This window comes from Micromonospora sp. NPDC049201 (assembly GCF_055586805.1).
The window spans coordinates 142,132-153,483 of sequence record NZ_JBVJHM010000006.1; the positions used below are offsets into that span (position 1 = coordinate 142,132).

Consider the following 11,352-nt stretch of genomic DNA (forward strand, 5'->3'; position numbering starts at 1 on the left):
GCCCCCAGCCTGGTCGGCGGCCAGCCGCACGGCCTCCCCCGCCGGCGGGAGTCGGGACCCCCTACAGCGGCAGTTTCATCCCCTCGTGGCTGGCCACGAAGCCCAGGTCGCGGTAGAAGCGGTGGGCGTCGGCGCGCCGCTTGTCGGTGGTGAGCTGCACCAGCGCGCAGCCCCGCTCGCGGGCCCGGTCGATCGCCCAGCGCATCATCGTCCGGCCCAACCCCCGGCCGCGCCGGTCGGCGCGGACCCGCACGGATTCGATCAGGGCACGCTCCGCGCCGTGCCGGCCCAACCCCGGGATGTACGTGAGCTGGAAGCAGCCGACCAGCTCACCACCGTCGTCGGCGACGATCAGGTGGTTGCGCGGGTCGGCGGCCAGGTCGGCGAACGCCCGCTCGTACGCCGCGTCGACCTCGGGCCGGTCGCGGGTACGGCCCAGCACGTCGTCGGCGAGCAGGGCCAGCACGTCGGGCAGGTCGGCGCGGACCGCCTCCCGGAAGATCACCTCGGTCATCCGCCCAGCCTGGCACAACGGCGGGTGGCGATGGCCGGGCAGCATGGCGCCATGGACCTTCTGCTGCTGCCGTTCCGTTGGATCTACCGAGGGCTGGTCTGGTTCGCCAACTCGCCCCGGACGCTTATCACCTCGTACCTGCTGATGATCGTGGTGGCCGGCGTGCTCTACAGCCAGGCCGAGCAGAAGGGCGCCGCCGACTCGGTCTGGTGGGCGGTGGTGACCGCGTCCACGGTCGGGTACGGCGACATCTCCCCGACCACGCTCGCGGGCCGGTTTCTCGCCGCGCTGCTCATCTCCACCATGGTGCTGCTGGTGATCCCGCTGATCACCGCGCACTTCGCCAGCCGGCTGATCGTCGACGACGACGCGTTCGAGCACGCCGAGCAGGAGGAGCTGAAGGCCGACGTCCGGCGGCTGCGGGCGCTCGTGGAGGAGATGGCCGCCCGGCAGGGCGTCGTGGTGCCCGAACCGCCCCGCCCGACGCCCGAGACCGGGCCCGTCGGGCCCCGGGTCCGGCGCCGCCGCCGGTGAGGCCGGTGGGTCAGCACCCGTCCAGCCAGCTTCGCAGCGCCCACCACCAGTGCACGGTCTGCGGCACCGTGCACCGGGCGCCCTCCTCGACCGGCGGCCCGCCGGTCACCTCCCGGAGCCGGCGCAGCCGGTACCGCACCGTGTTCGGGTGCACGTGCAACGCCGCCGCGGTCTGGTCCAGCCGCTGGCCGTGATCCAGCCAGGCGAGCGCCGTGGTGGCCAGCTCGCGGTGGAACTCGTCGGCCGGGTCGAGCGCGCCGAGCAACGCGTCCCGCAGCAGCTCGGCCAGCGCCGGTTGGGCGGCCAGCGCGGTCTCCCCGGCCAGGTCCGTCACCCGACGCAGGCCGCGCAGCCGGCGACGCGTCGCGGTGCGCAGCGCCGCCAGGCAGAGCGCGTACATGGTCGGGGCCCGCTCCAGCGGTTGCGCGGGCGCCACCAGCGCCAGCAGGCCGGCCGGGGCGGCGTCGGGCAGCCGGGGGAGCAGGCCGGCCAGCCGGTCCTCGACGGTGCCGACCAGGCCGCCGTGCCGGGTGAGTTGCCGGTGCAGGGCGTACGACCGCACCGGGTCGGGATGCGCGGTGACCAGGCAGTGGTAGCGCCCGTCCGGCCGTAACCCGAACCGGGCCAGCTCGGCCGGGGCCGCGCCGGTCGGCCCGTCGAGCAGCAGCCGGCGCAGCAGCCGCGCCCGGACCGTCGCGCCGGTGCCGGCCAGTTCCCGCTCGGCGGCGCGGTGCCCGTCCACCACCGCCCGCTCCACCGCGGCGGCGTACCGGCCGATGACGAGCAGCCCCTCCAGCAGCACCTGGTCCGGGATGCCGGCGGCCCGGCCGTGCCGGACCACCAGCTCCACCGCCCGGTCCCGGCCGGCCTGGACGCCGCGCAGCAGGCCGGCGACGGAGATGCCCTGCGCCGCCCGGTCGGCGCCCAACCGGCGGGCCTCGGTGAAGTCCCGCCCGGCCGGGTCCTCGTGCCGTTCCAGCGCGCCCAGCCCGCTGGTCAGCAGCAGGACCACCTGCCGGCGGACCTCGCCGGCCGGCAGGCGGGCCACCTCCGGGGAGTCCGCGCGGGCCGCTCGGGCCACCTCCTCCACGGCGGCGGCGTCGCCGGCCAGGTCGCGCAGCAGCGTGCCGAACGTGGGGGCGTCTCCGGTCCGGGTCATCGGTGCCCGCTTCCCGTTGTCGTCGCGGCACAACCGGGCCGGTCGGGCGTTGGCGTCCGGTTCCTAGCCGCCGTGGCCGGCCGGTTGCTCTCCTGGTTGTTACCGCAAGGTAACACCGATCGAGGCACCGAGAAACGTCGATGTCCCACCGGCTGCCAGGAGGCGTCCATGACCCCCGTGCCACCCCGCCCGTCCCGATCCCGCCGCCGCGCCGGCCTCGCCGCGCTGGCCGCGCTCGCGCTGGCCCTGCCGACGCCGCTGGCCGCCACGCCCACGCCCGCCGCCGCGGCCGTCGCGCTCCAGGAGGTGATGTTCGTCGGCAACAACTGGGACGGCACCGCCGACGTCATCCGCTCCCGCGGCGACTACGCGAAGCTCGGCCGGATCAACGTGATCCCGGACCGGGAGGCACGGCTGCGCGAGATCTACCTCAACCCGATCAAGCTGGCCTACTTCCTCGGCATCCGGCAGGGGCCGGGGGAGGGGCACGACCAGTTCGTCGACGACATGTACACCACGCCGGACGGCACCGCGCTCGTCGCGTCCCGGCCCAGCTTCGCCGACGTGGTCTCGATCGACCTGACCACCGGCGCGACCCGCTGGCGGTTCCCGGTCTCCGGCTACCGCGCCGACCACATGGCCGTGTCGCCGGACGGCACCCGGGTCGCGGTCTCCGCCTCCACCTCGAACACGGTGCACGTGCTGGACATCCGCACCGGAGCGCAACTCGGCTCGTTCGGCACCGGCGACAAGCCGCACGAGAACATCTTCACCCGCGACAATCGACTGTGGAACATGTCCATCGGCGAGGTCAACACCGACCTGGACGCGCCCTGGCTCGACTGGACCAAGGGCGACCGCCGGATCACCGTCGCCGACGCCGCCACCTACCAGGTGGTCAAGGTGATCGACATGCGGGAACGGCTGGACGCCGCCGGCCGCCGCGACCTCTCCGACGCGGTCCGCCCGGCGGTGTTCACCCCGGACGGCGGCAAGCTCTACTTCCAGGTGTCCTTCTTCAACGGCCTGGTCGAGTACGACGTGGCCGCCGACCGGATCACCCGGGTCGCCACGCTGCCGAAGAACCCGGCCACCAGCGAGGACCGCACCACCTGGGTGAACGACTCCCGGCACCACGGGCTGTCGGTCAGCCCGGACGGCTCGCGGCTCTGCGTCGCCGGCACCATGGACGACTACGCGACGGTCGTGGACCGGGCCACCCTGCTGCCGGGGACGCTGGTGCCGGCCAGCAAGCCGTACTGGGCCACGGTGAGCGGGGACGGCCGGGACTGCGTGATCTCCGAATCCGGCGCCGACCAGGTCACCGCCATCAACTTCGCCACCGGGCAGAAGGTGGCCAGCGTCGGAGTCGGCGACCACCCGCAGCGGGTCCGCATCGGGCACCTGCCGGCCGACTGGACGCCCCCGGCCGCCGGCTGACCGGCCGCCGCACCGTCACCGGGCGGGGCAGCGCAGCCCCTCCCGGGGGACGGTGAGCGAGATCAGGTACGCGTCGACGGCTGCGTTCACGCACGCGGTCTGCGGGTACGCGGTGTGCCCCTCGCCCTCCCAGGTGAGCACCCGGCCGACGCCCAGCATCGAGGCCAGCGCCCCGGTCTGCTCGTACGGCGTGGCCGGGTCGCCGGTGGTGCCGACCACCAGGATCGGCGGCGCGCCGACCGCCCGGCCGGTCGGGTACGGGTCCCGCGCGCCCGGCCACTCCACGCAGCCGAGCATCCCCACTGCCAACGCCGGGCCGAACAGCGGATATTTCTGCCGCCACTGCGACTGCAACGACCGGACCTGCTCCCGGGTCGGCTTCTCGGTCTCGTCGGCGCAGTTCACCGCCAGGTTGGCGTCGAACAGGTTGGAGTAGCGCCCGTCGTCCTCGCGACCGGCGTACGCGTCGGCGAGCTTGAACACGCCCGCCGGGTCGCCGCCCTGGAGGTCGTCGATCGCGCGGGCCAGCTCCTGCCAGCCCTGCTCGGTGTAGAGCGACGAGATCACCGCGTAGAAGACCCAGCCGGCGGTGGCCTCCCGGCCGCCCGCGCCGCGGACCGGGGAGGCGTTGGCCTTGGCGATCGCGGCGGTGACCGCGCCGCGGGCGTCCGGCGCGATCGGGCAGCGGCCGGCGTTCGCCGCGCACCACGCGGAGAAGTTGTCGAACGCCCGCTCGAAGCCCTTGGCCTGGCTCTCCGAGCCGGCGACGAGCTGCTGCCGGGGGTCGACCGCGCCGTCGAGCACCAGCGCGCGCACCCGCTGCGGGTAGAGCTGGGCGTAGGTCGCGCCGAGCAGCGTGCCGTAGGAGTAGCCGAGGTAGCTCAACTTCTCGTCGCCGACCGCCGCGCGCACCGCGTCCATGTCCCGCGCGGCCTGCTCGGTGCCGTAGAGCGGGAGCTGGTCGCCGTACTTCGCGCCGCACCGCTGGCCGATACGCCGGTTGAGGTCGACGAAGCCGTCGAACGACGCCTGGCTCTCCGGGTCGGGGTCGTAGCCGAAACTGGCGTCCAGGTCGGCGTCCGGAATGCACTTGACCGGGCTGGACCGGGCCACCCCGCGCGGGTCGAAGCCGACGATGTCGAAGCGGTCGGTGACCGCCGTCGGCAGCCCGCCGAACGCCGGGCCGAAGGAGAGGTAGACGGCGGTGTCCACGCCGGACGCCCCCGGGCCGCCCGGATTGACCACCAGCGACCCGATCCGGTCGCGCTGCTTGGTGGAACGGGCCCGGATCAGCGCGATCTCGAACGTCTCGCCGGTGCCCGGCCCGGCCGTCGCGCCGGTGGCGGCCCCGGCGCCCCAGTTGCGGGGCACCGCGATCCGGGTGCACTCGTAGCGCATGTCGGGCGCGCCCCGGCCGACCAGCTCGCCCGGCACCTCGGGGCAGGCCCGCCAGGTGGGCGCGCTGCCGGGAGGGGCCGCCTCGACCGCGCCCCCGCTCTCGGCGCGCGGCGCGAACGCCGGCAGCGTGCAACCGGCGGTGAGCACCAGCGCCGCGACGAACGCGGCCAGCGCGGGCCGGACCCGGCGGGGCCGGTCGGTCAGACGGGTCACGTGGACGCCTTCCATGATCGGGTCGACCGCCAGGCTACGCCCCGCCGCGGGTGTCGCTCACCGTCGCCGCCGGATCGCCGCGCAGCACCTCGTCGACGTCGTAGCGGATCGGGCGGTCGAGCTGGCCGTACCCGCACGAGCGGGGATCCCGGTCGGGACGCCAGCGGAGGAACCGGGCGGTGTGCCGCAGCCGGTCGCCCTCCATCGCGTCGTAGGCGACCTCGACCACCAGCTCGGGGCGCAACGGCTCCCACTCCAGGTTCTTGCCGCCGGTCCACCGGCTCGCCCCACCCGGGATGCGCTGACCCCGCTCGTGGTCGCCGTGCGCCCACGGATGCTCGTCGCCGACCTCGCGGTAGGGCTCCAACTCGTCGAGCAGCTCCTTGCGCCGGGCCATGGTGAACGAGGAGCTGACGCCGATGTGGTGCAGCACCCCGTCGTCGTCGTAGAGCCCCAGCAGCAGCGAGCCGACCACCGGGCCGGACTTGTGCCAGCGGAAACCGGCCACCACCGCGTCCGCCGTGCGGGCGTGCTTGACCTTGAACATCAACCGCTTGCCCGGCTCGTACGGCAGGTCGGCCGGTTTGACGATGAGCCCGTCCAGGCCGGCGCCCTCGAACACCTCGAACCAGCGCCGGGCCGTCGCCGGGTCGGTGGTCACCTGCGTCACGTGCACCGGCGGCCGGACCCCGGCCAGGGCCTGCTCCAGTCGTTCCCGGCGCTGCGGGTAGGGCTGGTCGGTGAGCAGCTCGTCGTCGAGCGCCAGCAGGTCGAACGCGACGAAGTCGGCGGGCGTGGTCTCGGCCAGCATGGTCACCCGGGACTTGGCCGGATGGATCCGTTGGGCCAGCAGCTCGAAGTCGAGCCGCGGCTGCCCGTCGGGACCGTCCCGGCGGATCACGATCAGCTCGCCGTCGATCGCGCACCGGCGGGGGAGCTGGCGGCGTGCCTGCTCGACCACCTCGGGGAAGTAGCGGGTCATCGACTTGCCGCCGCGACTGGCCAGCTCGACCTCGTCGCCGTCGCGGAAGACGATGCAGCGGAAGCCGTCCCACTTCGGCTCGTAGGTCAGGCCGGGATCGGTGGGCAGTTCGGCCAGGCTCTTGGCGAGCATCGGCTCGACCGGCGGGTTGATCGGCAGGTCCACGGCGACCAGTCAACCAGACCCCGCCGACACCCGTGAGCCATCTCACCGCCGCCCCGGGTGCGGCGTGTCCCGTCGCGAGCCTTTCGTCACCCGGGACCGGATGGTGAAACCGCAGGTCAGAGCTACCGTCGCGGCGTGTCGGAGTGGAGCTGCGGATGCTGCGGTCGCTGGCGGGTCAGCGTGGAACTGGTCCGAGGGCGGTACCGCTACCGCCTCGTGCACCGCTACCCGGCGGCGCACGGCGGCGGCGCGAACGTCGTCGGCGAGGTGGGCTCCGTGGCCGAGCTGGAGTGTCTGCTCCGGCGGTACGCGCCGGTCGGCCTGGCCGACCTCCGCGAGGCCGCCTGACCCCAGCCCGGCCGGACGGGCTCAGGCGTCGCTGCGAGGAGCGTTGACCTTCTCCAGGACCGCCAGCCGGTTGCCGTTCTCGTCCGGCCGGTGCGCCACCACCCGGTAGCCGCGCCGGGCGTACAGGCCCAGGTTGTCCGCGCTCCGCGCGCCGGTGAACAACGCGAACCGCGCCACCCGGCCGGCGCAGGCGTGCTCCACCGCGGCGAGCAGCCGCCCGCCGATGCCGCGTCCCTGCTGGTCCGGGGCGACCGCGAGGCGGCCGACGTGGGCGGTGTCGCCGTCGAGGCGGGCCCGCACCGAGCCGACCAGGCGGGTCCCGCGCCGGGCGGCGAGCACCACGACCGGGCCGGCCAGCGCCGCCCGGACCTCGTCCAGCGTCTCGGTCAGCGGGGGCAGGAACACGTCCCGGTACCGCTGCGCCTCCACCAGGTACGCGGCACGCTGCACGGTGAGGATCTCACCGGCGTCCGCGACGACGGCGGGGGCGATGGTCACGTCGTCGGTCACCGGGTCAGCTCACCACATCCGCCCCGGGCGGACGTACCCTGGCGGGTGTCCCCGCGCGAGGAGGTGGCCGACGTGCCCGAGTTGACGTACCCCGAGGTGGGCGCGACCCGCGACGGTGGTCGACCGGCCGGCTACCACCACCTGCGCCACCGGGTCCGGCTGCCGGACGGCGCGTTTCCGGTCGCGGCGGACGCGGTGCTCGGCTGGCGGCTGCACCGCGCCGCCGGCGTGGTGATGCGCGCCGACGCGCCGCGCGCCGCGCCCGGGGTGCGGGTCACGCCGGGGCTGGGCGTCGGGCCGGCGCGGATCTGGGGGCCGACCGAGGTGGTCTGGGCCGTGGACGAGCCGGACCGGGCCGGCTTCGGCTACGGCACGCTGCCCGGGCATCCGGAGATCGGTGAGGAGGCGTTCCTGGTCACCCGCGGCGCGGACGGGACCTGGTTCGAGGTGACCGCGTTCAGCCGGCCGGCCCACTGGTACGTGCGTGCCGCCGGGCCGGTCACCCGGGGCTTTCAGCTCGGGTACGCGTGGTGGCTGGGGCGGACGCTGCGTCGGCTCTGCGCCGGCCGGTGACCGCTCAGTAACGGGCGAACGAGCGGATCGGTGCGCGCGGGCCGTACTTCGGCGCCTGCACGCCGGCGGCCTCCAGCAGCACGCACACCCGCCCCCGGTGGCCCCGGAACGGCTCCAGCAGCGCCAGCATCCGGGCGTCGTCGCCGCGCGGTTCCCCGGCCAGCGCCCAGGCCACCGTGTTCGGCACGTGATAGTCGCCGACGCTGACCGCGTCCGGGTCCCCGTACGCGATCCGGACCACCTCGGCGGCGGTCCACGGCCCGATGCCGGGGATCGCGGTGAGCCGGCGGGTCGCCTCGGCGGCGTCCGCGCAGCGTTCCAGCCGGTCCGCGACGGCGGCGGCGCGGCGCAGCGTGTCGGCCCGCCGCTGCTCCACCCCGAACGGGTGGAACACCCAGTACGGCGTGGCGGCCACCGCCTCCGGCGTCGGCGGCAGCAGCAGCGGTTGCAGCGGCCCCGGCGCCGGCTCGCGGAAGTGCCGCACGGTCGCCGCGTACGCCCGGTAGGCCTCCTTGCCGGTGACCTTCTGCTCGAAGACGGCCCGCAGCAGCCGGGGGAACACCTGGCCGGTGGCCGGCATCCGCACCCCGTGGTGCTGGTGGGCCAGCCGGGCCACCAGCGGGTGCGTGGCGGCCAGCGCGGCGAAGCCGGTCAGGTCGTCGGCCAGCCCGGCCACCCGGTCGGCGCGGTCGACCACCCACGCCGCGCCCGGGCCGTACCCCTCGGCGATCAGCTCGCCCGCCTCGGGGCGCAGCGCCAGCGTGGCCGGACCGTCCGGGGTGCGGGTGGCCCACCAGAAGCTGCCGGCGGCGATCCGCGCGCACGGGTCGTACGGGCTGAAGGTCAACGCCCGCACCGAGGCGGCCAGCCGGTAGCCGGCCGGGGGGCGCAGCGTACGGCGGGCGGCGGGCGAGGTCACCCCGCCACTCTGCCACGCGGCTCCGCGGTGACGACGGACACCGCCGCGCACCCTCGGGCGCGCGGCGGTGGGTCGGTGCCGGGAGGCGGGGCGATGCCGGTACGCCCCACCTCCCGGGTCCACCACGGTGACCGGCCGCGCCCTCCCCGGCGGCGGCCGGTCACCGTGTCCGGTGCGGTCAGTACGAGTAGTCCGAGCCGCCGCCCGAGTCGCCGGAGCCACCCGACGCCGGCGGGGCGACCGGCTTCGGGGTGCCGGTCGGCAGGCAGGTCAGGTTCTTCTTGCCGTTCGGGTCCACGACGAACCAGGTGCCGCCGACGCCCTGGCCCTTCCACTGGCCCGGCTTCTTGTCCCCGATGTAGCGGTAGACCGGCCAGTCCCCGATGGTGATCTGCCGGGTGCCGTCCTGGCGGGTGACGGTGCCGACCTTGTCGTCGGAGACGCCCTGGAGCTGCGGGTTGCCGTCGGTCAGCGCCGGCGGCCAGACCTCGGCGCACTTGTCCACGCAGTTGGACTGCGCCGGGTTCGACGAGTCCTTGTCGAACCGGTACAGCACCCAGCCGTCCTGGTCGGTGACGACCTTGCCCATCCGGGGCAGCTTCTTGCCGACCAACTCGTCGGTGAGTTTCACGTCCGACGGGGGCGCCTGGTCGGCGGCGGGCGTCTCCGGGGGGGCCGACGCCTCCGGCTCGGCCGCCGCGGTGGGTTCGGCCGCGGCGACGGCGACCGGCTCCGCCGCGCTCGAGTTCGCCCCGTCGTAGCCTGCGGGGGCGCAGGCCGTAAGTGCGACCATCGCGCTCGCGACGATGACGGTCGTCCGCATGTGGTGTGCCACGTGCCCTCCTCGTTCTTGGCAGTTCGCCGGGTAGTACGGGCGACGGTGCTGTCAAGGTTGAAGTCAAAAGGGTGGGCCATTTCACAGTGGACGGATTGAACCGATCCGGTCCGTGGCCCGTGCGCCACCACGACGGGACGGAACGGTCCGGAAACGACACGACGGCGCCGGACGGCCGTGGCCGCCCGGCGCCGTCGGCGCGGTGGGTTCAGAGGTCGGAGACGGTCACCAACGGGCTCGCCACGCCGTTGACGTCCACGGACTGCACCTGAACCTTCTCGATGTCGGCCAGCGGCGCCGAGGTCGACGCGCTCAGCTCCAGCGCGAGCGGGTTCTGATTGGTGCCGTAGCCGCCGCCCGGCACCGACCAGGTGCCCACCACCTCGCTCGTGGCGTTCTTGCGCACCACCACCAGCCGGCAGGTGCGCGGCCCGGGCAGCCGGCTGAGCTGCACGGCGATCTGCGTGCCGTACTCCTTCTGCGCCAGCCACATCGTGGTCGTCACGCCGGTGCCCGGATCGGTGGCGTTGTGCTCGTCGCCCTCGATGTCCTTCTCGCCGCCGACACCCGGCCGGTTCGGATCGGCCGGCTCGCTGCTCGGCGCCGCGGTCGGCACGCTCTGCGTCGGCCCGGCCTGCGGCGTCGACGGCGGCTCGTCGCCGAGGAACCCGGCCGCGACGCCGCTCAGGCCGCCGAACACCACCACGGCCGCCGCGGTGGCCAGCAACTGCCGGACCCGGGTACGCCGCCGGTCCCGTCGTACCGCCACCAGCGTCCGGTCCAGCAGCGCCGGATCGGTGTGGGTCTGCTCCAACGCGGCCATCGCCTCGCCGTCGATGCCGGAGAGCATCCCCACCACCGGGACCATCGTCTCCAGCTCGGCCGCGCACGCCCAGCAGGTGGCCAGGTGCTCCTCGAACCGCTCCATGTCCTGCGGATCCAGTACGCCGAGCGCGTACGCGGCGACGTCCATGTGGTCGGCCCGGCTCATTCCGTCACCCCCCTCTCCTGAAGAGCCGTGCGCAGCGCGCGCAGCGCGTAGTAGACCCGGGACTTCGCGGTGCCCAGCGGCAGGCCCAGCTCCTCCGCCGCCTCCGGCACCGTCCGACCCCGGAAGTACGTCGCCACCAGGATCTCCCGGTGCGACTGGCTGAGCGTACGCAGCGCGTCCGCCACGGTCATCGTGCGCAGCACCCGGTCGGTGCTGTCCGACTCGGCGAACGCGGTCAGGTCCCGGTCGTACGTCTCCGCCGGGCGGGCCTGTTCGCTGCGGTGCTCGTCGATGGCGATCCGCCGGGCCACCGTGACCAGCCAGGGGCGCAGCGAGCCCCCCTGACCACCCTGCACGCCGAGGCGGTGCGCGTTGCGCCAGGCCCGCAGCAGCGTCTCCTGCACGATGTCCTCGGCGCGCTGCCGGTCCCCGCCGGTCAGTCGCATCACGAACATCAGCAGCGGGCCGGCGTGCTCCGCGTAGAGCAGACGGATCAACTGGTCGGAGTGGCTGGCCTCGGCGGAGGTCGCCTGGTGGCGTCCGGGGGCGGGTCGAGGCGGCACCGGGTCATTCTGGCGATCGGCGGGACGTGCGTCGACCCCCCGACCCGAACGCGACGCGCGGGAGTGTGGCTGCGCCCGGGCGAACATCCACTCGGGCCGCGCCACCTCGCCGTGCCAGCCGGCCGCCACCGCATGCATGCAGACCTCCGGTGTCCAATGACATCAGCCGGCCCCCCACGGGCATGGCCGCCCGGTGGTACGCAGCGCC

General features: G+C 74.8%; 13 protein-coding genes. 4 read left to right on the plus strand and 9 right to left on the minus strand.

Translation table 11 applies throughout. The features are described 5' to 3' along the window. Window positions 1-61: 61 nt before the first annotated feature. A complete protein-coding gene (locus ACZ6O5_RS14780; protein WP_465977418.1) occupies window positions 62-514 on the minus strand; it encodes a GNAT family N-acetyltransferase in 453 nt (150 codons plus the stop codon). Between the two features lie 51 nt (window positions 515-565). On the opposite strand from ACZ6O5_RS14780, the gene ACZ6O5_RS14785 reads away from it, so the two are divergent. Beyond that, complete coding sequence (locus ACZ6O5_RS14785; protein WP_465977420.1) at window positions 566-1,048, plus strand: potassium channel family protein; 483 nt, start codon at window positions 566-568, stop codon at window positions 1,046-1,048. Between the two features lie 10 nt (window positions 1,049-1,058). Here the strand turns inward: ACZ6O5_RS14785 and ACZ6O5_RS14790 are convergent, their stop codons facing one another. After that, window positions 1,059-2,207 (minus strand): RsbRD N-terminal domain-containing protein, encoded by a 1,149-nt coding sequence (locus ACZ6O5_RS14790; RefSeq protein ID WP_465977422.1) that lies wholly within the window; start codon window positions 2,205-2,207, stop codon window positions 1,059-1,061. 168 nt (window positions 2,208-2,375) lie between these two features. On the opposite strand from ACZ6O5_RS14790, the gene ACZ6O5_RS14795 reads away from it, so the two are divergent. Then, window positions 2,376-3,647, plus strand: coding sequence for a YncE family protein (locus ACZ6O5_RS14795; RefSeq protein WP_465977424.1), 1,272 nt, complete (start codon window positions 2,376-2,378; stop codon window positions 3,645-3,647). A 15-nt stretch (window positions 3,648-3,662) separates the two neighbouring features. Here the strand turns inward: ACZ6O5_RS14795 and ACZ6O5_RS14800 are convergent, their stop codons facing one another. Next, window positions 3,663-5,249 (minus strand): alpha/beta hydrolase, encoded by a 1,587-nt coding sequence (locus ACZ6O5_RS14800; RefSeq protein WP_465977876.1) that lies wholly within the window; start codon window positions 5,247-5,249, stop codon window positions 3,663-3,665. Window positions 5,250-5,292: 43 nt separating this feature from the next. After that, window positions 5,293-6,405, minus strand: a complete 1,113-nt coding sequence (locus ACZ6O5_RS14805) for an ATP-dependent DNA ligase (protein ID WP_465977426.1) — start codon at window positions 6,403-6,405, stop codon at window positions 5,293-5,295. Window positions 6,406-6,540: 135 nt separating this feature from the next. Here ACZ6O5_RS14805 and ACZ6O5_RS14810 point away from each other — a divergent pair, with 135 nt between their 5' ends. Continuing rightward, window positions 6,541-6,753: a hypothetical protein gene (locus tag ACZ6O5_RS14810; RefSeq protein ID WP_465977428.1), complete on the plus strand. Its 213-nt coding sequence runs from the start codon at window positions 6,541-6,543 to the stop codon at window positions 6,751-6,753. 21 nt (window positions 6,754-6,774) lie between these two features. Here ACZ6O5_RS14810 and ACZ6O5_RS14815 read toward each other — a convergent pair whose 3' ends face one another. Then, window positions 6,775-7,263 (minus strand): GNAT family N-acetyltransferase, encoded by a 489-nt coding sequence (locus tag ACZ6O5_RS14815; RefSeq protein WP_465977430.1) that lies wholly within the window; start codon window positions 7,261-7,263, stop codon window positions 6,775-6,777. Between the two features lie 45 nt (window positions 7,264-7,308). Here ACZ6O5_RS14815 and ACZ6O5_RS14820 point away from each other — a divergent pair, with 45 nt between their 5' ends. After that, complete coding sequence (locus ACZ6O5_RS14820; protein ID WP_281935234.1) at window positions 7,309-7,836, plus strand: DUF1990 family protein; 528 nt, start codon at window positions 7,309-7,311, stop codon at window positions 7,834-7,836. A 4-nt stretch (window positions 7,837-7,840) separates the two neighbouring features. Here the strand turns inward: ACZ6O5_RS14820 and ACZ6O5_RS14825 are convergent, their stop codons facing one another. The 4 genes from ACZ6O5_RS14825 to ACZ6O5_RS14840 form a co-directional block, all read right to left on the minus strand. Next, window positions 7,841-8,755 carry a DNA-3-methyladenine glycosylase family protein gene (locus tag ACZ6O5_RS14825; protein ID WP_465977433.1) on the minus strand — a complete coding sequence of 305 codons (915 nt, stop codon included), beginning with the start codon at window positions 8,753-8,755 and terminating at the stop codon, window positions 7,841-7,843. A gap of 178 nt (window positions 8,756-8,933) precedes the next feature. Further along, window positions 8,934-9,590: a hypothetical protein gene (locus ACZ6O5_RS14830; protein ID WP_396776173.1), complete on the minus strand. Its 657-nt coding sequence runs from the start codon at window positions 9,588-9,590 to the stop codon at window positions 8,934-8,936. A gap of 208 nt (window positions 9,591-9,798) precedes the next feature. Beyond that, window positions 9,799-10,581: an anti-sigma factor family protein gene (locus tag ACZ6O5_RS14835; RefSeq protein WP_465977435.1), complete on the minus strand. Its 783-nt coding sequence runs from the start codon at window positions 10,579-10,581 to the stop codon at window positions 9,799-9,801. Beyond that, the gene (locus ACZ6O5_RS14840; protein ID WP_465977437.1) at window positions 10,578-11,282 is read right to left on the minus strand and encodes a sigma-70 family RNA polymerase sigma factor; all 705 of its coding nucleotides are present in this window, start codon (window positions 11,280-11,282) and stop codon (window positions 10,578-10,580) included. Before ACZ6O5_RS14840 ends, ACZ6O5_RS14835 begins: the two co-directional genes overlap by 4 nt. Between the last annotated feature and the right edge of the window lie 70 nt (window positions 11,283-11,352).

Excerpts from the sequence above, each read along its gene's own strand:
- ACZ6O5_RS14835 (WP_465977435.1), bottom strand. The coding sequence starts at position 10,581 with ATGAGCCGGGCCGACCACATGGACGTCGCCGCGTACGCGCTCGGCGTA.
- ACZ6O5_RS14785 (WP_465977420.1), top strand. The coding sequence starts at position 566 with ATGGACCTTCTGCTGCTGCCGTTCCGTTGGATCTACCGAGGGCTGGTC.
- ACZ6O5_RS14780 (WP_465977418.1), bottom strand. The coding sequence starts at position 514 with ATGACCGAGGTGATCTTCCGGGAGGCGGTCCGCGCCGACCTGCCCGAC.
- ACZ6O5_RS14790 (WP_465977422.1), bottom strand. The coding sequence starts at position 2,207 with ATGACCCGGACCGGAGACGCCCCCACGTTCGGCACGCTGCTGCGCGAC.
- ACZ6O5_RS14840 (WP_465977437.1), bottom strand. The coding sequence starts at position 11,282 with ATGCATGCGGTGGCGGCCGGCTGGCACGGCGAGGTGGCGCGGCCCGAG.
- ACZ6O5_RS14795 (WP_465977424.1), top strand. The coding sequence starts at position 2,376 with ATGACCCCCGTGCCACCCCGCCCGTCCCGATCCCGCCGCCGCGCCGGC.